At 71.7% G+C, this 20,295-nt stretch carries 14 protein-coding genes; 7 read left to right on the top strand and 7 right to left on the bottom strand.

All coding sequences use genetic code 11. The features are described from left to right. Positions 1-168: 168 nt before the first annotated feature. Together OHB09_RS06375 and OHB09_RS06380 are read right to left on the bottom strand one after the other, a co-directional pair. Positions 169-1,074 (bottom strand): tRNA (adenine-N1)-methyltransferase, encoded by a 906-nt coding sequence (locus OHB09_RS06375; protein ID WP_006141749.1) that lies wholly within the window; start codon positions 1,072-1,074, stop codon positions 169-171. A gap of 136 nt (positions 1,075-1,210) precedes the next feature. Beyond that, on the bottom strand, positions 1,211-2,758 hold the full coding sequence (locus OHB09_RS06380) for a site-2 protease family protein (protein ID WP_328921704.1): 1,548 nt from the start codon (positions 2,756-2,758) through the stop codon (positions 1,211-1,213). A gap of 142 nt (positions 2,759-2,900) precedes the next feature. On the opposite strand from OHB09_RS06380, the gene OHB09_RS06385 reads away from it, so the two are divergent. Next, entirely contained in the window at positions 2,901-3,971 is a 1,071-nt protein-coding gene (locus OHB09_RS06385) for a RecB family exonuclease (RefSeq protein ID WP_328921705.1), read from the top strand. Positions 3,972-3,990: 19 nt separating this feature from the next. After that, the gene (locus OHB09_RS06390) at positions 3,991-4,662 is read left to right on the top strand and encodes a response regulator (RefSeq protein ID WP_006141752.1); all 672 of its coding nucleotides are present in this window, start codon (positions 3,991-3,993) and stop codon (positions 4,660-4,662) included. Between the two features lie 109 nt (positions 4,663-4,771). Here the strand turns inward: OHB09_RS06390 and OHB09_RS06395 are convergent, their stop codons facing one another. The 3 genes from OHB09_RS06395 to metH form a co-directional block, all read right to left on the bottom strand. Next, on the bottom strand, positions 4,772-6,376 hold the full coding sequence (locus OHB09_RS06395) for an ABC transporter substrate-binding protein (protein ID WP_006141753.1): 1,605 nt from the start codon (positions 6,374-6,376) through the stop codon (positions 4,772-4,774). Positions 6,377-6,815: 439 nt separating this feature from the next. Continuing rightward, on the bottom strand, positions 6,816-7,532 hold the full coding sequence (locus tag OHB09_RS06400) for an HAD family hydrolase (protein ID WP_006141755.1): 717 nt from the start codon (positions 7,530-7,532) through the stop codon (positions 6,816-6,818). A 128-nt stretch (positions 7,533-7,660) separates the two neighbouring features. Beyond that, positions 7,661-11,212: a methionine synthase gene (gene metH / locus OHB09_RS06405; protein ID WP_191852371.1), complete on the bottom strand. Its 3,552-nt coding sequence runs from the start codon at positions 11,210-11,212 to the stop codon at positions 7,661-7,663. 290 nt (positions 11,213-11,502) lie between these two features. On the opposite strand from metH, the gene OHB09_RS06410 reads away from it, so the two are divergent. The 5 genes from OHB09_RS06410 (at position 11,503) to OHB09_RS06430 (ending at position 17,875) form a co-directional block, all read left to right on the top strand. Next, positions 11,503-12,267 carry an IclR family transcriptional regulator gene (locus OHB09_RS06410; protein ID WP_040896029.1) on the top strand — a complete coding sequence of 255 codons (765 nt, stop codon included), beginning with the start codon at positions 11,503-11,505 and terminating at the stop codon, positions 12,265-12,267. Between the two features lie 398 nt (positions 12,268-12,665). After that, positions 12,666-13,460 carry an MIP/aquaporin family protein gene (locus tag OHB09_RS06415; RefSeq protein WP_006141759.1) on the top strand — a complete coding sequence of 265 codons (795 nt, stop codon included), beginning with the start codon at positions 12,666-12,668 and terminating at the stop codon, positions 13,458-13,460. A 56-nt stretch (positions 13,461-13,516) separates the two neighbouring features. Further along, positions 13,517-15,055: a glycerol kinase GlpK gene (gene glpK / locus OHB09_RS06420; protein WP_006141760.1), complete on the top strand. Its 1,539-nt coding sequence runs from the start codon at positions 13,517-13,519 to the stop codon at positions 15,053-15,055. A gap of 8 nt (positions 15,056-15,063) precedes the next feature. After that, positions 15,064-16,680: a glycerol-3-phosphate dehydrogenase/oxidase gene (locus OHB09_RS06425; RefSeq protein ID WP_006141761.1), complete on the top strand. Its 1,617-nt coding sequence runs from the start codon at positions 15,064-15,066 to the stop codon at positions 16,678-16,680. 235 nt (positions 16,681-16,915) lie between these two features. Beyond that, positions 16,916-17,875 (top strand): PAC2 family protein, encoded by a 960-nt coding sequence (locus OHB09_RS06430; protein ID WP_006141762.1) that lies wholly within the window; start codon positions 16,916-16,918, stop codon positions 17,873-17,875. 119 nt (positions 17,876-17,994) lie between these two features. Here OHB09_RS06430 and mshC read toward each other — a convergent pair whose 3' ends face one another. Together mshC and OHB09_RS06440 are read right to left on the bottom strand one after the other, a co-directional pair. After that, a complete protein-coding gene (gene mshC, locus OHB09_RS06435; protein ID WP_006141763.1) occupies positions 17,995-19,224 on the bottom strand; it encodes a cysteine--1-D-myo-inosityl 2-amino-2-deoxy-alpha-D-glucopyranoside ligase in 1,230 nt (409 codons plus the stop codon). Positions 19,225-19,414: 190 nt separating this feature from the next. After that, the gene (locus OHB09_RS06440) at positions 19,415-20,293 is read right to left on the bottom strand and encodes an SCO1664 family protein (RefSeq protein WP_367477204.1); all 879 of its coding nucleotides are present in this window, start codon (positions 20,291-20,293) and stop codon (positions 19,415-19,417) included. Positions 20,294-20,295 lie beyond the last annotated feature (2 nt).

Genomic DNA, 20,295 nt, shown 5'->3' on the forward strand with positions numbered 1-20,295 from the left:
GAACGGCGGGGTCCGGATTTTCCCCGGCGCCACGGGGCGGGCGCGGCCGCGGCGGCCGTCAACGGTGAAGGGCCGTGGCCGAGTTCCCCGGTGTGTCGGGGAACTCGGCCACGGCCCTTGTGCGTTGTACGCGGCGCCGGGCCGCCCGGGGCGGTCCGGCGGCCGGGGTCAGCGGCCGGCGGTGCCTCCGTCGGCGTTCGGGCCGGCGTAGTCCTCGCCGTAGGCGCCCTTCGCGGGGCGGCGGCGACGCATGGGCGGCTCGACGCCGTCGGCGAGGCGGCGGGCGGTGAGCAGGAACCCGGTGTGGCCGATCATGCGGTGGTCCGGACGGACGGCGAGGCCCTCGATGTGCCAGTTGCGGATCATCGTCTCCCAGGCGGTCGGCTCGTTGAAGCAGCCGATCTCGCGGATGGACTCCACGGTCCGCGCGAGCTGGGTGGTGGTGGCCACGTAGGCGCAGAGGATGCCGCCGGGCACGAGCGCCTTGGAGACGGCCTCCAGGCACTCCCAGGGGGCGAGCATGTCGAGGATGACGCGGTCGACGTCGGTGTCGGACAGGTTGTCCTGGAGGTCACCGACGGTGAGCTGCCAGGCGGGGTGGGGGCCGCCGAAGTAGCGCTCCACGTTGCCCTGGGCGATCTCGGCGAAGTCCGCGCGGCGCTCGTAGCTGTGCAGCATGCCCTGGTCGCCGATGGCGCGCAGCAGGAAGCTGCTGAGCGAGCCGGAGCCCACGCCCGCCTCCACGACGCGGGCGCCGGGGAAGATGTCGGCGAAGGCCAGGATCTGCCCCGCGTCCTTGGGGTAGACGACGGCGGCCCCGCGGGGCATGGACAGGACGTAGTCGGGGAGCAGGGGGCGCAGCGCGAGGTAGGCGACGTTCCCGGTGGTACGGACGACGCTCCCTTCGGGGGCGCCGATCAGTTCGTCGTGCGGGAAGGAACCCTTGTGGGTGTGGAAGTTCTTCCCGGCTTCGAGCGTGAACGTGTAGTGGCGACCCTTGGGGTCGGTCAGCTGTACCTGGTCCCCGACTTTGAAGGGCCCGCGACGGCGGGCGGCACCGGTCGGTTCGGACATGTGCCCAGCCTAGCCTCTGTCGGGGACTGCCCGTGACGGGGCCGCCGTCGCACGGGGTGCGGCCGGGACGGCGGGCGCGGTCGGGACGGGGACCGGGACGCGGGCGCGGTCGGAAGGGCAGTCGAAACGGGCGCGGTCAGGACGGCCGGGCCATCGCCCGCACGAAGGCGCGTTCGACGTCGGCCGCCGACAGGACGCCGTAGATCGCGCCGGTGTCCTCCACGACGAGGTATTCCGTGGCGGGAGTGGCCCGCAGGACGTCGAGCAGTTCCTCCCCCGAGAGCTCGGCGGAGACCCGCATGCCCTCGGTGAGGTCCTGGGCGAGCCCGCTGACCGCGACCCAGGGGCGGCGGTGCTCCGGCACGCCGACGATGGCGGCCTCACGCACCAGGGAGAGCGGCTCGCCCTCGGCGTCGACGACGACGAGGGCACGGGCGCCGACCTCGTTGGCACGGCGCAGCGCCTCGGAGAGCGGGGTGTCGGTCTCGACGGGGACGGCCCGCCGGGTGAGGGCACGGGCGCGCAGTTCGGGCAGGTGTTCGCGCAGCCGGGCCATGCGCAGGCTGTTGCCGGCGCCGGTCCAGATGATCGCGGCGAGGATGGCCGCGAGCAGTGCGTCGGTGACCGTGTCCATGCCGCCGATGTCCTCGGGATCGCCGCCCAGGGCGCCGGTCTGGGTGAGCAGCGGCAGCCCGATCAGGACGGCGATGGCGAGCGCGCGGCCGACCCAGGCGGCGGCGACGGTGCCGCTCATGGGAGTGCCGGTGATCTTCCAGACGACGGCGCGGAGCATGCGGCCGCCGTCGAGCGGGAGGCCGGGCAGCAGGTTGAAGGCGGCGACGATCAGGTTGGAGATCATCAGCCCGGCGAGCAGGACCCCGGGGACCGTGCCGGGCTCGACGGGGCTCATCGCGAGGTAGAAGACGCCGGCCAGGACCAGGGAGAGCAGCGGGCCGACGAAGGCGAGGACGAACTCCCGGCCGGGCGTCTCGGCCTCCTTCTCGATCTCCGAGACGCCGCCGAAGAACTGGAGCTGGATGCGGCGGACGGGGAGCTTGAAGCGGAGCGCGGCCACGGTGTGCGCGAGTTCGTGGACGAGGACGGAGGCGTAGAAGGCGACCGCGAAGAAGAGGGAGACGAGGTAGCGGGCGGCGCCGAGCTCGGGCAGGACGCGGTCGAGCTGTCCGCCGAAGACCCAGGTGATCAGGGCGGCGACGAGGAACCAGCTCGGGGCGACGTAGACGGGCACGCCGAAGGGGCGGCCCATGAGCAGTCCGCCCCCGGGGTCCTTGGGCCGGCGCGGCCCGCGGGGACCGCCGACGCCCGTTCCCGCTCCCCCGCCGGTGTTGCCGGACGAGGCCTCGGTGCGCCCGCGGGGGGCGGCGGGGGCGCGGCCCGCCGGGGGGTCGGGAGTGCCGGACGGGTCGGGGGTGCCGGACACGCCGGGGCTGACGGAGCCGTCGGAGCTGCCCGAGCTGTCCGAGGCGTCGGACGGCTTCGCGCCGGTGTCCCGGCCGTGCGCGTCCTCGGCCGGGGCCTGCTCCTCCGGGGCCGGCCCGGAACCGGTGGTGTCCGGGGTCGCCTCGGGGTGGGAGGGGTCGGTGCGGGGCGGCTGCCCCTCGTGGCGATCGGTCGCCCGGTCGTTGCCGGAGCGCGGCTGCCCGCTCCCGCCGCTCTCGTCCACGGTGTCCCCTTGTTCGAAGCGTCTCCCGGTCCCGGTGGTGACCGGGAGGGAGGGTCCGGTGTCGATGGTATGCGGCCCTCACGCGGTGTTCCGCCCCGGCACCCCCTCAGTCTGTCAGTGGTGGGCCGTATGGTCTGTGGGCATGGAGACCAGCACGGAGGGCGGCGCGGCGGCGCCGGCCGGCACGGAACCGGCGGAGACGACGACGCGGGCGGGCTCGGTGGCGGAGTCCGCCGTACCGGCGGCCGGTGCGACCACGCCCGGGACCACGCCGGCTCCCGTCATACCCGCCCAGGCCCCCGCCCCGGCCCCCGCCCCGGCCGCTGCCCCGGCCGCCTCGCGGCGGGCGCCCGCGCGGCCGACCTCGCTCTCGCCCTCCCGGGCCGGTGACTTCATGCAGTGCCCGCTGCTGTACCGCTTCCGGGTGATCGACCGGCTCCCGGAGAAGCCGAGTCCCGCGGCGACCCGCGGCACCCTGGTGCACGCGGTGCTCGAGCGGCTGTTCGACGCACCGGCCGCCGAGCGCACCGCCCCGCGGGCCCGGTCGCTCGTCCCCGGCCAGTGGGACCGGCTGCTGAAGAACCGCCCGGAACTCGCGGAGCTGTTCGCCGACGACGAGGACGGCAGCCGGCTGGCGGGCTGGCTGGAGGAGGCCGGGCAACTGGTCGAACGCTGGTTCGCCCTGGAGGACCCGACGCGGCTCGAGCCCGTCGAACGGGAGATGTTCGTCCAGACCCGGCTGGAGTCGGGGCTCACCCTGCGCGGCATCATCGACCGGGTGGACGTGGCGCCGACGGGCGAGGTGCGCATCGTCGACTACAAGACGGGCAAGGCCCCGCGGCCCGAGTACGCCGAGGGCGCCCTGTTCCAGATGAAGTTCTACGCCCTGGTGATCTGGCGGCTGAAGAAGGTCGTCCCGCGCCGGCTCCAGCTCGTCTACCTGGGCAGCGGCGACGTGGTGACGTACGACCCGGTGATCGAGGACCTGCAGGGGGTCGAGCGGAAGCTCCTGGCCCTCTGGGAGGCGATCAGAACCGCCACGGAGACGGGCGACTGGCGGCCGCGGCCCACCAAGTTGTGCGGCTGGTGCGACCACCAGGAGTTCTGCCCGGAGTTCGACGGCACGCCCCCGCCCTACCCGCTGCCCCTGGCGCTGCCCTTCGGGGCGGCCGGTTCCGAGGAGGACACGCAGGGCAGAATGGGGCCGCAATAGCCTACCGAGGGAGTTCCACGTGGCCGTTCGCGTCCTACTGGTCGACGACCAACCGCTCTTGCGCACCGGGTTCCGGATGATCCTGGAGGCCGAGCAGGACCTCGCGGTCGTCGGTGAGGCCGGGGACGGCCTCCAGGCCCTCGACCAGGTGCGGGCGCTGCAGCCCGACGTGGTGCTGATGGACATTCGCATGCCGCGCATGGACGGGGTGGAGGCGACCCGTCAGATCACCGGGCCCGGCCGGGACGGACCGGCCAAGGTGCTGGTGCTGACCACCTTCGACCTCGACGAGTACGTGGTGGAGGCGCTGCGCGCCGGCGCGAGCGGCTTCCTCCTCAAGGACGCCCCGGCCAACGAACTGGTGCAGGCGATCCGGGTGGTCGCGGCCGGGGAGGCGATGCTGGCTCCCAGCATCACCCGCCGGCTGCTGGACAAGTACGCCACGCATCTGCCCTCGGGGGACGAGCCGGTCCCCGACACCCTGCACACGCTGACCGACCGTGAGGTCGAGGTGCTGAAGCTGGTGGCGCGCGGACTGTCGAACGCGGAGATCGCCGCGGACCTGTTCGTCAGCGAGACGACGGTGAAGACCCACGTCGGGCACGTGCTCACCAAGCTGGGGCTGCGCGACCGGGTGCAGGCGGCGGTGTACGCCTACGAGAGCGGGCTGGTGCGGCCCGGCGCGCAGTAGCCGCGTCCGTCCGCGTCCCCCTCTCGGGCCGTGGCAGCGGGATGCGCGAAGGGCGCCCCTCCGAAGTGGAGGGGCGCCCTTCGCGCATCCGGCCCGGGGGGCCGTCGGGTCAGCTGCTCACGCCTCGGCCCAGCTCCCAGAGCTGGAGGGTCGAGGAGGAGTTGATGGCCCATTCGGAGCCCGTGATGTTGTCGCGGGCGGCGATGTACTGCTTGCCCTGCCACAGCGGCAGCAGCGGGACGTCGTCGGCGATCTTGTTCTGGATCGCGCCGAGGTCCTTGGACGCGCTCAGCCGGTCGGCCTCACGACGCGAGCGCGGGAGGAGCTGGTTGCGTATCTCGGTGCTCACGTACGGCGAGTTGAGGGTGTTGTCCTTGTCCAGGAACGGCGCCAGGTAGTTGTCGGCGTCCGGGAAGTCGGGGAACCAGCCCATGCCGTAGACGTCGAACTTGCCCGACTGCTCGAGCTTCTTGTAGTCGTCCCACGGGGTGCCCTTGATGGACACGTCGAACAGACCACTGGCGTTGAGCTGCTTCTGCAGGACCTCGAATTCCTTCTTGGTCGCCGCACCGTAGTGGTCGGTCGTGTAGTGCATCGTCAGCTTGACCGGCGTGGTGATGCCCGCCTTGGTCATCAGGTTGCGGGCCTTGCTGACGCTGGGGTCGCCGTACTTGTTGAGGAAGGCGTTGTTGTGGCCGGTGACGGTCGCCGCGACCATCGAGTACAGCGGCTCGGCCTGGCTGCCGTAGACCTCGGAGACGAGCTGACCGCGGTTGATGATCTGGGCCATCGCCTCGCGCACGGCCGTGTTCTTGACCGTGTCGGCCTCGGTGTTGAAGCCGAGGTAGCGCACCTCGAGACCGGGCATCTCGACGAGGTCGATGTCGCCGTTGGTCTTGGCGGACAGCTTGTCGATCTGCTCCGGCGTCATGGCACGGGTCATGACGTCGATGTCGCCCTTGGCCAGCGCGTCGCCCATGGAGTCCGCGTCGGGGAAGGTCTTCAGCTCGACCTTGTCGTTCTTGAGCTTCAGCATCCCCTTGTAGTGGGGATTCTTGGTGAAGACCGCCTTGACGATCGAGTCGTTCTTCACCTCGGCCTTCATGGTGTACGGGCCGGAGGCGTCGATCGAGAAGCCCTCGCGCAGCTTGTCCTTCTCGTAGTCCTTGGGGTTGAGGATCCCCGCGACCGGAGTGGACAGCTTGAACGGGAAGGTGGCGTCGGCCGTCTTGAGGTGGAAGATCACCTCGCGGTCGCCCTTGGTCTCGATGGTGTCGATCGTGGACAGCAGCGCGAAGACGCCCTCGGGGTCCTTGATCGTCAGCGCTCGCTCCATGGAGAACTTGACGTCGTCGGCCGTGACCGGGGAACCGTCCGAGAACTGCAGGTCCTTGCGCAGCGTGCACGCGTACCGCTCGTTGCCGGAATCGGTGAAGCCGCAGCTCTCGGCGGCGTCCGGCTGCGGAGCCCCGTCACCCTTGGGGTAGGCCATCAGCGTCTGCACGGTCTGCCGCAGGATGTTCCACGTGCCCACGTCGTAGGCGTACGCCGGGTCCATGGGCGCGGGCTTGTTCTTGTTCTGACTGAACGCGTCCGTGGTGCCGACGACGATCGCGTCGCCGCCGCTGCTCCCACTGTCGGAACCACCGCAGGCGGCGAGCACAGGAGCGAGCAGGCCGACGAGGGCCGGCAGCACCAGAGTCTTGCGGTTCATGCTCGAGATTCTCCAGAGCGGTCGAGTCCGTGTACCCGGCATGCAGGGGTGTCGCGGCGGATCACGGGGGTAGTGACGGTGTTTACCGCGATGAGATTAGTAGGCGCCGCCTCAGGGACTCGCAGCCGCCGGAGCCGGGACCCCATCACGGAGCGAAACCGGGTGCGGACACACCGAAAACCCGACAGGGGGAGGATTAGCGCAGCGTCCCACCAAACGGGACACAAGGGCGCGCCCCGGCGCCCCGAAATGGGGTGAACAGCACAGGCGCAGCCCGCTGTCGACCCCCGCGCACGTGGCGAACGTCACATCCGGGGCCGTAGGGGCGGGGACCGGAATCCGGTCGTCCGGCGCGAAAAATTGGCGGGAAGGAGGCGGGGGGACGGCTCTCGTGCGGGCGTCGGGGGCTGTTCGCGCCGACCTGGTCCGTCCCTTCGGCTCACCTCGCGCCGGACGGGCCGTCCCTCCTCATCAGACCGTGCAGAAAGGGCAGGTCGACCTCTTCCAGGGAGGTGACGATCGTGCGCCGGCGGGCGGGCGCGATGGGCGTCACGGACGGGACGGCGACGACACGGCACCCGGCGGCCTCGGCGGAGGCCACGCCGGTCGCGGTGTCCTCGACGACGGCGCACCGCTCGGGCCGCGCGCCGAGCCCGGAGGCGGCCAGCAGGTAGGGGTCGGGGAACGGCTTGGTCCGGTCGACCTCGTCGCCGGCGACGGTCAGGGCGAAGTACTGCGGCCCGAGGGCGGCCAGGACGCGGTCGATGATGCGCCGGTGGGAGGCGGAGACCAGGGCGGTGGGGATGTCGTGCGCGGCGAGCTCGGCGAGCAGCCGGGCGGCGCCGGGCATCAGCGGCAGGGCGCTGTCGATGCGGTCCTCGAAGCCGTCGTTGAGCAGCACGGTGAGTTCGGCGAGGGTGATGTCCGCGCCGGTGGCCTCGATGAGGAAGCCCGCGCTGCGGGTCATGGGGCCGCCGACCACGACCTCGCGCCAGTCGTCCTTGAGGGAGTGGCCGAGACCGGCGAAGACGTCTCTCTCGACGTCCCACCAGAAGCCCTCGGTGTCCACCAGGGTGCCGTCCATGTCGAGGAGGACGGCCTGCAGGGACGAGCCCTCCGCCGAGTGGGTTCCGAGCGCGGGGACGGTTGTCGTCATCCGACGCACCTCCTTGGGGGACGAGCAGGCCGGTTCCCGAAGAGGAACCGGCCTGCGGTGGACCGACCAGTGTACGTCCTGGCCGTCCGGAGTGCGTCTCGGAGCGTGTGGCGCCCGTGCGCGGTGCGTCACCGGGCGTTGAAGTACTTGGCCTCCGGGTGGTGGATGACGATGGCGTCGGTGGACTGCTCGGGGTGGAGCTGGAACTCCTCGGACAGGTGGACGCCGATCCGCTCCGGCTGCAGCAGCTCGGCGATCTTGGCGCGGTCCTCCAGGTCGGGGCAGGCACCGTAGCCGAGCGAGAACCGGGCGCCGCGGTACTTGAGGGCGAACATGTCCTCCATGGCCGCGGGGTCCTCGCCGGCGTAGCCGAGTTCACCGCGGACGCGGGCGTGCCAGTACTCGGCGAGGGCCTCGGCGAGCTGGACGGACAGTCCGTGCAGTTCGAGGTAGTCGCGGTAGGCGTTGGCCTCGAACAGCTTCGCCGTCTCCGCGCCGATCCTGGAGCCGACGGTGACGACCTGGAAGCCGACGACGTCGACCTCCCCGGACTCCTCGGGCCGGAAGAAGTCGGCGAGGCACAGCCGGCGTCCGCGGCGCTGGCGCGGGAAGGTGAAGCGGGTGCGCTCGTTGCCGTCCTCGTCCAGGACGATGAGGTCGTCGTCCTTGGAGACGCACGGGAAGTAGCCGTAGACCACGGCGGCTTCGAGCAGGTTGTCGGTCTGGAGCCGGTCGAGGAGCCCGCGCAGCCGGGGCCTGCCCTCACGCTCCACGAGTTCCTCGTAGGTGGGTCCTTCGCCGGAGCGGGCCTGCTTCAGCCCCCACTGCCCCTTGAACAGGGCGCCCTCGTCGAGCCAGCCCGCGTACTCCTTGAGCTGGATGCCCTTGATGACGCGGGATCCGCGGAAGGGGGGTTCGGGCACCGGGTTGTCGGTGGCGACGTCGGAGCGGACGGCACCCTCCTCGGGGCGGTCCTCGATCTCGACGGTGGCCGCCCGCACCCGGCGCTGCCTCAGTTCGGGCAGCTTCGCCCCGGGCACGCCGCGCTTGACGCCGATGAGGGCGTCCATGAGGCGCAGCCCCTCGAAGGCGTCACGGGCGTAGCGGACCTCGCCCTCGTAGATCTCGTGCAGGTCCTGCTCGACGTAGGCCCGGGTCAGGGCGGCTCCGCCGAGGATGACCGGGAAGTCGGTGGCCATCCCGCGCTGGTTGAGCTCCTCCAGGTTCTCCTTCATGATCACCGTGGACTTGACGAGCAGTCCGGACATCCCGATGACGTCGGCCTTGTGCTCCTCGGCCGCCTCCAGGATCGCGGAGACGGGCTGCTTGATGCCGAGGTTGACGACGTTGTAGCCGTTGTTGGACAGGATGATGTCGACGAGGTTCTTGCCGATGTCGTGGACGTCGCCGCGGACGGTGGCGAGCACGATGGTGCCCTTGCCGGCCTCGTCGGACTTCTCCATGTGCGGTTCGAGGTGGGCGACGGCGGTCTTCATGACCTCGGCGGACTGCAGCACGAACGGGAGCTGCATCTGCCCGGACCCGAAGAGTTCGCCGACGACCTTCATGCCGTCCAGCAGGGTCTCGTTGACGATCGCCAGGGCGGGCCGGCTCTCCAGGGCCTCGTCGAGGTCGGCCTCCAGGCCGTTCTTCTCGCCGTCGATGATGCGCCGCTTGAGGCGCTCGTCCAGCGGCAGGGCGGCCAGTTCCTCGGCCTTGCCGGCTTTCAGGGACTTGGCGGTGGCGCCCTCGAAGAGCTGCATCAGCTTCTGCAGCGGGTCGTAGCCCTCGCGGCGGCGGTCGTGGATGAGGTCGAGGGCGGTGGTGACCTGCTCCTCGTCGAAGCGGGCGATGGGGAGGATCTTGGAGGCGTGGACGATCGCCGAGTCCAGGCCGGCCTTGACGCACTCGTCGAGGAAGACGGAGTTGAGCAGGATGCGGGCGGCCGGGTTGAGGCCGAAGGAGATGTTGGACAGGCCGAGGGTGGTCTGCACCTTCGGGTGCCGCTCCTTGAGCCGGCGGATGCCCTCGATGGTGGCCAGGCCGTCCTTGCGGGATTCCTCCTGCCCGGTGCAGATGGTGAAGGTCAGACAGTCGACGAGGATGTCCTCCTCGTGGATGCCCCAGTTGCCGGTCAGGTCCTCGATCAGGCGTTCGGCGATCTCGACCTTCTTCTCGGCGGTGCGGGCCTGGCCCTCCTCGTCGATGGTCAGGGCGATGAGTGCCGCCCCGTGCTCCTTGGCCAGGGCGGTGACCTTGGCGAAGCGCGACTCGGGTCCGGCGCCGTCCTCGTAGTTGACGGAGTTGATGACCGCGCGGCCGCCGAGCATCTCGAGGCCGGCCCGCAGGACGTCGACCTCGGTGGAGTCCAGCACGATCGGCAGGGTGGAGGCGGTGGCGAAGCGCCCGGCCAGCTCCCGCATGTCGGCGACGCCGTCGCGGCCCACGTAGTCGACGCAGAGGTCGAGCATGTGGGCGCCTTCGCGGATCTGGTCCCGGGCCATCTCCACACAGTCGTCCCAGCGGCCCTCCAGCATGGCGTCGCGGAACTTCTTCGAACCATTGGCGTTGGTGCGCTCCCCGATGGCGAGGTAGGCGGTGTCCTGGCGGAAGGGCACGGTCTGGTACAGCGAGGCGGCGCCGGGCTCGGGCTGCGGGCTGCGCTCGGCCGGGGTGGTCTCCCGGACCCGCTCGACGACCTGGCGCAGGTGCTCGGGGGTGGTGCCGCAGCAGCCGCCGATCAGGGACAGGCCGTAGTCCTGGACGAAGGTCTCCTGCGCGTCGGCGAGCCCCTCGGCGTCCAGCGGGAAGTGCGCGCCGTCCTTGGTGAGCACCGGCAGACCCGCGTTCGGCATGCACAGCAGCGGGATGCGGGAGTGCCGGGTGAGGTAGCGCAGGTGCTCGCTCATCTCGGCGGGGCCGGTGGAGCAGTTCAGGCCGATCATGTCGATGCCGAGCGGCTCCAGCGCGGTGAGCGCGGCGCCGATCTCGGAGCCGAGCAGCATGGTGCCGGTGGTCTCGAACGCCATGGAGACCAGCAGCGGGACCTCGGTGCCGGTGGCGGCCATGGCGCGGCGGGCGCCGAGGACGGAGGCCTTGGTCTGCAGCAGGTCCTGGGTGGTCTCGACGATGAGGGCGTCGGCGCCGCCCGCCAGCAGGCCCTCGGCGTTGGCCTGGTAGCCGTCGCGGATGGTGGTGTAGCCGACGTGGCCGAGGGTGGGCAGCTTGGTGCCGGGGCCGATGGAGCCGAGGACCCAGCGCTGGCGGCCGTCGCGGGCACCGTGCTCGTCGGCGACCTCGCGGGCGATGCGGGCGCCGGCCTCGGAGAGCTCGTGCACCCGGTCGGCGATCTCGTACTCGGTGGCCGCGGTGTGGTTGGCGCCGAAGGTGTTGGTCTCGACGCAGTCGACGCCGACGGAGAAGTAGGCCTCGTGCACCGAACGGACGATGTCCGGGCGGGTGATGTTGAGGACCTCGTTGCAGCCCTCGAGGCCCTGGAAGTCCTCCAGCGTCGGGTCCTGGGCCTGGAGCATCGTGCCCATCGCTCCGTCGGCCACCACGACCCGCGTGGCGAGGGCCTCGCGGAGGGCGTCGGTGCGGGCCCGGGCATCGGCGGCGGGCGTGCCCCCGGGGCGCTCGGAGGGGGCGGACGAGGCGGACGGGTTCGGCGACGAGGCCATGGAAGATGCTCCCTGGAGTGCGACGGCTGTCGGCTTTGCGGCCTCCCTCGGAAGGCGCACCCGGTCAGGGTAGCCCTCGGCACGCCGTACGGTCAGAGGCGTCCACGGGGCGGACGGGTGTCCCCGCGGGGGCCGGCGCGTGGCATTCGGGCGGTTTCCGGCCGGAAATCGCCGTGCCCTCCCGTTGGCGGGAGGTCGGCGGGGACCGGTAGTGTTCGACAATGCCGAACGCGGTACTGGAGCCTCGGCCGGCGGACCGGCGGTCGACAGGGACGGAGGGCAGGACGGCGATGGCACGGAACATCCAGTCGCTCGAGCGGGCGGCCGCGATGCTGCGGCTGCTGGCGGGCGGCGAGCGACGGCTGGGCCTGTCGGACATCGCCTCCTCGCTGGGCCTGGCCAAGGGCACGGCCCACGGCATACTGCGCACGCTCCAGCAGGAGGGCTTCGTCGAGCAGGACGACGCCTCGGGCCGCTATCAGCTCGGCGCCGAACTGCTGCGCCTGGGCACCACCTACCTCGATGTGCACGAACTGCGGGCGCGGGCGCTGGTGTGGACGGACGACCTGGCCCGCTCCAGCGGCGAGAGCGTCTACCTGGGCGTGCTGCACCAGCAGGGCGTGCTGATCGTGCACCACGTCTTCCGGCCCGACGACAGCCGGCAGGTGCTGGAGATCGGGGCGATGCAGCCCCTGCACTCCACGGCCCTGGGCAAGGTGCTCTCCGCCTACGACCCGGTGGCCCACAGCGAGGCCCTGGAGGCCGACCGCAAGGCCTTCACCGACCGCACGATCAGCGATCCGGGCCGGTTCGAGGAGGTACTCGACCTCACACGGGCCCGGGGGTACGCCGCGGACGTCGAGGAGACCTGGGAGGGCGTCGCCTCGATCGCCGCGCCCATCCACGACCGGCGGCGGATGCCGGTCGGCGCGGTCGGGATCACGGGGGCCGTGGAGCGGCTCTGCCACGAGGGCGAGATCCGGGCCGAGCTGATCGCCGCGGTGCGCGACTGCGCCCGCGCGGTCTCGCGGGACCTCGGCGCCAGCCGCTTCTGACGGCCCCCCTCCGCCCTCACGGCGCCCACCTCCTCCCCCCCCCCCCCCCCCCGCATCGCAACCCCTCGCGTCCCGGACCGGGGCCGTCAAAAGCGGCTCTTCGTCATGCCCGCGACAGCCCGGACGGTTCCCCGCGCCCGTGAACGGGCATGCCCTCTCGCGATCGATAAGCGGGCCCTCTCAATAACGATCGGGTTAGCGATAACCGAACTCTTGACTAGCCCGCACCCCGCGACGAGACTCGCGTCCATCGGTCGGCATTGTCGAACACTTACCGGCAATACGCGTTACAGTGTGACAATGCCATGGGCCGGCAAACGCCCTCACCCCTGAGGGCGCGGACCACCGGAGGGACCCGGGGTTCGCCTTCCCCTGGACGAAGGACAAAGGAGTCGCGGGTGTCCAGCTCCGACATCTTCATCGGCGAGACCATCGGTACCGCCATACTCATCCTGCTCGGCGCGGGCGTCTGCGCCGCCGTCACACTCAAGGCCTCCAAGGCCCGCAACGCCGGCTGGCTCGCCATCTCCTTCGGGTGGGGCTTCGCCGTGCTGACGGCCGTCTACATCTCCGGACCGCTCTCCGGTGCCCACCTGAACCCGGCCGTCACCCTCGCCATCGCGATCAAGGACAACGACTTCGGCGACCTCCCCGTCTACTGGGGCGGGCAGCTTCTCGGCGCCATGATCGGCGCCGCCCTCACCTGGATCGCGTACTACGGCCAGTTCCACGCGCACCTCACCGACCGCGAGATCGTCGGCGGCCCCGGGGCACAGGACACCCGGGCGAAGGCGGTCGAGGCGCAGGAGAACCAGGCCGGTCCGGTGCTCGGCGTCTTCTCCACCGGCCCCGAGGTCCGCAACCCGCTGATGAACGTCGCCACCGAGGTCATCGGCACCTTCGTGCTCTGCCTCGCCGTCCTCACCCAGGGACTGAACGCCGACGGCAAGGGGCTCGGCACCCTGGGCGCGCTGATCACCGCCCTGGTGGTCGTCTCCATCGGCCTGTCTCTCGGCGGCCCCACGGGGTACGCCATCAACCCGGCCCGTGACCTCGGTCCCCGCATCGTGCACGCCCTGCTCCCCCTCCCCAACAAGGGCGGCTCGGACTGGGGCTACGCCTGGGTCCCGGTGGTGGGTCCGCTGATCGGCGGTGCGATCGCTGCGGGCGTCTACAACGTCGCCTTTGCTTAGAGGAAACCCGGAAAAGCGCATCTCACGGAATCGCACGAAACTCCCAGGAGCACACAGTGACCGACGCACACACTGCCGGGCCGTTCATCGCCGCCATCGACCAGGGCACGACCTCCTCGCGCTGCATCGTCTTCGACCGGGACGGCCGCATCGTCTCCGTCGACCAGAAGGAGCACGAGCAGATCTTCCCCAAGCCGGGCTGGGTCGAGCACGACGCCACGGAGATCTGGACCAACGTCCAGGAGGTCGTCGCCGGCGCCGTCCAGAAGGCGGGCATCACGCGGGACGACATCAAGGCCATCGGCATCACCAACCAGCGCGAGACCACCGTGCTGTGGGACAAGAACACCGGTGAGCCGGTCCACAACGCGATCGTCTGGCAGGACACCCGCACCGACGCCCTGTGCCGGGAACTCGGCCGCAACGTCGGCCAGGACCGCTTCCGCCGCGAGACCGGTCTGCCCCTCGCCTCCTACTTCGCCGGACCCAAGGCCCGCTGGCTGCTCGACCACGTCGACGGGCTCAAGGAGCGCGCCGAACGCGGGGACATCCTCTTCGGTACGATGGACTCCTGGGTCATCTGGAACCTGACCGGCGGTGCGGACGGCGGCCGGCACGTCACGGACGTCACGAACGCCTCCCGCACCCTGCTGATGAACCTCCACACCATGGCGTGGGACGAGAAGATCGCCGAGTCCATCGGCGTTCCGACGGCGATGTTGCCCGAGATCCGCTCCTCGGCCGAGGTCTACGGCGAGATCAAGGGCGGCACCCTCGGTGACCTGCTGGGCGGCATTCCCGTCGCCTCCGCGCTGGGCGACCAGCAGGCGGCCCTGTTCGGACAGACCTGCTTCGCCGAGGGCGAGACGAAGTCCACCTACGGAACCGGCACCTTCATGGTGATGAACACCGGCGACAAGCTGATCAACTCCTACAGCGGACTTCTGACCACCGTCGGTTACAAGATCGGTGATCAGAAGACGGTGTACGCCCTGGAGGGCTCGATCGCCGTCACCGGCTCCCTGGTGCAGTGGATGCGCGACCAGATGGGCCTGATCTCCACCGCCGCCGAGATCGAGACCCTCGCGCTGACCGTCGAGGACAACGGCGGCGCCTACTTCGTGCCGGCCTTCTCGGGCCTGTTCGCCCCGTACTGGCGCTCCGACGCCCGCGGTGTGATCGCCGGCCTGACGCGGTACGTCACCAAGGCGCACCTCGCGCGCGCCGTCCTGGAGGCCACCGCCTGGCAGACGCGGGAGATCGCCGACGCCATGACCAAGGACTCGGGCGTGGAGCTCACCGCGCTCAAGGTCGACGGCGGCATGACCTCCAACAACCTGCTGATGCAGACCCTCGCCGACGTGCTGGACGCGCCCGTGGTGCGCCCGATGGTCGCCGAGACCACCTGCCTCGGTGCCGCCTACGCCGCCGGCCTGGCCGTCGGCTTCTGGAACAGCATCGACGACCTGCGCGCCAACTGGCGCCGGGCCGCCGAGTGGACCCCCCACATGGACGCGGACACCCGCGACCGTGAGTACAAGAACTGGCTCAAGGCCGTCGAGCGGACCATGGGCTGGCTCGAGGACGAGGAGTAAGTAGAGCCATGACCAGTCAGTCCACCCTGCAGTCCGTGCCCGCCCTCGGTACGCACCCGGCCACCGGCACGGGTCCGAGCCGGGCGGAGACCCGGGAGCAGCTCTCCAAGGCGACGTACGACCTCCTCGTGATCGGCGGCGGCATCCTGGGCATCTCCACCGCCTGGCACGCCGCGCAGTCCGGGCTCAGGGTGGCACTGGTCGACGCCGGCGACTTCGCCGGCGCCACCTCCTCCGCCTCCTCCAAGCTGCTCCACGGCGGTCTGCGCTATCTGCAGACCGGCGCCGTGAAGCTGGTCGCGGAGAACCACTTCGAGCGCCGCGCCGTCTCCCGCCAGGTGGCCCCCCACCTGGCGAACCCGCTCACGTTCTACCTGCCCGTGTACAAGGGCGGGCCGCACGGCGCGGCGAAGCTCGGCGCGGGCGTCTTCGCCTACTCCGCGCTCTCCGCCTTCGGCGACGGCGTGGGCCACCTGCTCAGCCCGGCCAAGGCCGCGCAGGACGTGCCCGAGCTGCGCACGGAGAACCTCAAGGCCGTCGCCGTCTACGGGGACGACCAGATGAACGACGCGCGCATGGCGCTGATGACGGTCCGTGCCGCCGTCGACTCCGGCGCCGTCGTGCTCAACCACGCCGAGGTGACCGGTCTGCGCTTCACCCGGGGCCGGGTCACCGGCGCCGAGCTGAAGGACCGGCTCTCCGGCGAGGAGTTCGGGGTCGACGCGCGCCTGGTGCTCAACGCCACCGGGCCCTGGGTCGACCACCTGCGCCGGATGGAGGACGCGGGGGCCGCGCCGTCCATCCGCCTGTCCAAGGGCGCGCACCTGGTGCTCAAGCGCACCTCCCCGTGGAAGGCGGCGCTCGCCACCCCCATCGACAAGTACCGCATCACCTTCGCCCTCCCCTGGGAGGACATGCTGCTGCTCGGCACCACCGACGAGGTGTACGAGGGCGACCCGGGCGAGGTCGCCGTCGACGAGAAGGACATCGCCCAGATCCTGGACGAGGCCGCGTTCTCCGTCCGCGACCAGCAGCTCGACCGTGACCTCATCACCTACTCCTTCGCCGGACTGCGGGTGCTGCCGGGCGGGCCCGGCGACACCGCCAAGGCCAAGCGGGAGACGGTGGTCACCGAGGGCAGGGGCGGCATGCTGTCCGTGGCGGGCGGCAAGTGGACCACGTTCCGGCACATCGGACGCACGGTGATGAAGAAGCTGGAGGCGCTGCCCGGCCATCCGCTGGGCGAGGACTTCGAGCCGATCGCCTCGCTGCCGAGGAAGCTCCCGCTGCCCGGCATAGCCAACCCGCGCGCGGTCGCCCACCGGCTGCTCGTGGACCGGCCGGAGCCCGCCTCCCGGATGGCTCCCGAGACCGCCCGGCACCTGGCCACCCACTACGGCTCGCTGGCCTTCGACATCGCGCGGCTGGCCAACGAGGACCCGGCGCTGTCCGAGCGGATCCACCCGGACGCGCCCGAGATCTGGGCGCAGGTCGTGTGGGCCCGGGACCACGAGTGGGCCGAGACCGAGGACGACGTGCTGCGCCGCCGGACCACCCTGACGATCCGGGGCCTGGCCACGGACGACGTCCGGGCCCGGGTACGGGAGCTGCTCGACCGGAAGTGAGCGGCGTCGGCCCTCGGGCGGACGGTGAGGGGGCGGCTCCCGGACGGGGCCGCCCCCTCCGGCGCGGCGGCCCGGGCCGGGGGTACAGCCGGGGGTACAGGTCGACGATCAAGGTGTTCGAGCCGGTCGAACGGGGCAGTCATCCGTTCACTCAGCGGTGCACGGGGCTGCGGTGACGGCCTGTCGGGGCCGTAAGGTTGGGGCGTACAACAGGCACGTCGGAAGGAGGCGCTGGGTGATCGAGCTCGAGGGGGTTCCCGAGCTGATCGACCCGGTCATGGTGGCCGCGTTCGAGGGCTGGAACGATGCCGGCGACGCCGCCTCCACCGCGGTCGCGCATCTGGACCGGGAATGGAAGGGCGAGGTGTTCGCGGCGCTGGACGCCGAGGACTACTACGACTTCCAGGTCAACCGCCCCACGGTGTTCATGGAGGCCGGGGTCCGCAAGGTCACCTGGCCCACGACCCGGCTCTCGGTGGTCCGTGTCGGCGGGGACAGACCGCGCGACCTGGTACTGGTCCGGGGGATCGAGCCGTCGATGCGGTGGCGCTCGTTCTGCAACGAGCTGCTCGCCTTCGCGCACGAGCTGGGCGTGGAGATGGTCGTCATCCTGGGCGCGCTGCTCGGGGACACCCCGCACACGCGTCCGGTTCCGGTCAGCGGGGTGACGTCCGACGCGGAACTCGCCCAGCGGATGGACCTGGAGGAGACCAAGTACGAGGGTCCGACGGGCATCGTCGGCATCCTCCAGGAGGCGTGCACGCACGCGGGGGTGCCGGCCGTGTCGCTGTGGGCGGCGGTGCCGCACTACGTCTCGCAGCCGCCCAACCCGAAGGCGGCGCTGGCCCTGCTCAACCGGCTGGAGGACCTGATCGACCTCCGCATCCCGCAGGGCGAGCTGCCCGAGGACGCGCGGGCGTGGCAGACGGGTGTGGACCAGCTCGCGGCCGAGGACAGCGAGGTCGCGGAGTACGTGCAGACGCTGGAGGAGGCGCGGGACACGGCGGAGCTGCCGGAGGCCTCCGGGGAGGCGATCGCGCGGGAGTTCGAGCGGTACCTGCGCCGCCGGGACGGGGGCGCGCCGGGCGGTCCGTCCGCCGGTCCCTTCGGCAGCGGCCCGCCCGGCGGCGGCCGGGGCCGCGCGCCCAGGCCGCCGCGGCAGGACGAGGCGGACGAGGAGCCGCCGGAGGAGTGAGGAGGCGGGGCCGGGTTCTCCCGTCCCCGCCGTCCCTTCCCCCCGGGTTCTGCCTGGTCTTCAGGGTCTCCCGGGTCTCCCGGGTTCAGCTGCTCACAGCTCCTCCCGGGTCCTGGTGCCTACAGCGCCACGCCCAGCAGCGCGTCGACCGTGCGCGAGACGACCCCCGGCGCGGACCCGTCCGTGCCGCCGGCCTCCTCCTGGCGGGCCACCCAACGGTCGACCGCCGCCAGCGCCTCCGGCGCGTTCAGGTCGTCCGCGAGCGCCGCCCGCACCGCCTCGACCATGTCCTCCGCGGCCGGTCCGTCCGGCCGCGAGACCGCCGCGCGCCACCGCTCCAGCCGCGCGACCGCGTCCCGCAGCACCTGGTCCGTCCACTCCCAGTCGGAGCGGTAGTGGTGGGCGTGCAGCGCGAGCCGGATCGCGGCGGGGTCCACGCCGTCCCGGCGCAGCCGCGAGACGAAGACCAGGTTGCCCTTGGACTTGGACATCTTCTCGCCGTCGAGCGCCACCATGCCGGCGTGCACGTACGCCTTGGCCATGGGGAACTCACCGGTGAGCACCTGGGCGTGCGAGGCGCCCATCTCGTGGTGGGGGAAGGCGAGGTCGGAGCCGCCGCCCTGCACGTCGAAGCCCATCCCGAGGTGGTCGAGGGCGATGGCCACGCACTCGATGTGCCAGCCGGGCCTGCCGCGCCCGAGCGAGCCGCCGTCCCAGCTCGGCTCGCCCTCCCGGGCCGCCATCCAGAGCATGGGGTCGAGGGGGTTCTTCTTGCCGGGGCGGTCGGGGTCGCCGCCCCGCTCGGCGGAGAGCAGCCGCATCGCCGCGGCGTCCAGGTGGGACACCTCGCCGAAGTGCGGGTCGGACTCGACGGAGAAGTAGACGTCCCCCTCGAGGTCGTAGGCGGCGCCCAGTTCCCGCAGCCGCTCCACGAGCGGGACGATCCCGGGTATCGCCTCGACCGCGCCGATGTAGTGCCGCGGCGGCAGCATCCGCAGCGCGGTCATGTCCTCGCGGAAGAGCTTGGTCTCCTGCTCGGCGAGCGCGGTCCAGTCGAGGCCGTCGCGCTCTGCGCGCTCCAGCAGGGGATCGTCGACGTCCGTCACGTTCTGGACGTAGTGAACCTGGCGCTTGGTGTCGAGCCACACACGCTGTACGAGGTCGAACGCGTTGTAGGTCGCCGCGTGCCCCATGTGGGTGGCGTCGTACGGCGTGATGCCGCAGACGTAGAGACGGGCGACGGGACCGGGCTGGAGGGTGACCGGAGCGCCGGTGGCGGTGTCGTGGATCCTCAGGTCGCGGCCCTGACCAGGCAGGGCGGGGACCTCGGAAGCGGGCCAGGCATGCATGTCATGAGCCTAACCGGATGGATGTTCCCTGCACGAACCGGATCGGGCACACGGACGGTGAGATGGCCAGGAAGCCGTTCTTGCGCGGGACGCCCCGATGTGCCTGGTCCCCGGCACGGCGGTGGTCCCGCCGGCGCGGTCTTTCCTCGCCCGCGCCGACGGGACCACCGCCGTGCTCACGCCCGGGTCGTCACACCGGTGGCCACGGGATCGCCGGCCACTCCCCGCTCGGCTCCGGGTGCCGTCCCGAGGCCAGGAGGTCCTCGACCCGGGCGCGGGTGGCCCCGACCTCCGCCGGGGTGAGCAGCTCGCCCAGGCGCAGCGCCAGCGGCCCGCCCTCCGCCAGGGCCTCCCGCAGGCCCCGCAGCACGTCCAGGGCCTCCCCGGGCAGGCTCTCGCCGGCCCAGCCCCACAGGAGGGTGCGCAGCTTGTTCTCGGCGTTGAAGGTGACCCCGTGGTCGATGCCGTAGAGGCGCTCCCCCTCGGTGGGCAGCAGGTGGCCGCCCTTGCGGTCGGCGTTGTTGATCACGGCGTCGAGGACGGCGAGCCGCCGCAGGCGCATGTCGTCGGCGTGCACGAGGAGGGCGGTGCGGCCCTCCTCGACCTCCGCGAGGCCGATCGCCTTCCAGCCGGGCTCCGGCTCCTCCGCGTCCACGAGGGCGAGCAGCTCGGACTCCGGCAGGACCTCGATCCAGAGCTGGCACATGCCCCGGCCGTACGGCCCCTCGCGCAGCACGGTGGGCGGCACGAGGGCCCAGCCGGTCGCCTCGGAGACCTCGTAGGCGGCGACCTCGCGCTCGGCCAGGGTGCCGTCGGGGAAGTCCCACAGCGGGCGCTCCCCCGCGACGGGCTTGTAGACGCAGGCGGCCTCCCGTCCTTCGAGGGCGACCGTGCAGTAGAGCGCGGCGTTGGAGGCCTCGCGGATGCGGCCGCGCACGGTCAGTTCGCCCTCGGTGAGCAGCCGTACGGCCTCGGCGGCCGGCAGGGGGTCCGCCGCCGGGGCGGCGCCGCCGGCCGCGGGGGTGCCCGCGGCCGTCGTGCCGAGGCCGGCCTCGTCGCTGGTGGTCACCT

Source organism: Streptomyces griseoaurantiacus, assembly GCF_036189845.1.
Lineage (GTDB): Bacteria > Actinomycetota > Actinomycetes > Streptomycetales > Streptomycetaceae > Streptomyces > Streptomyces griseoaurantiacus.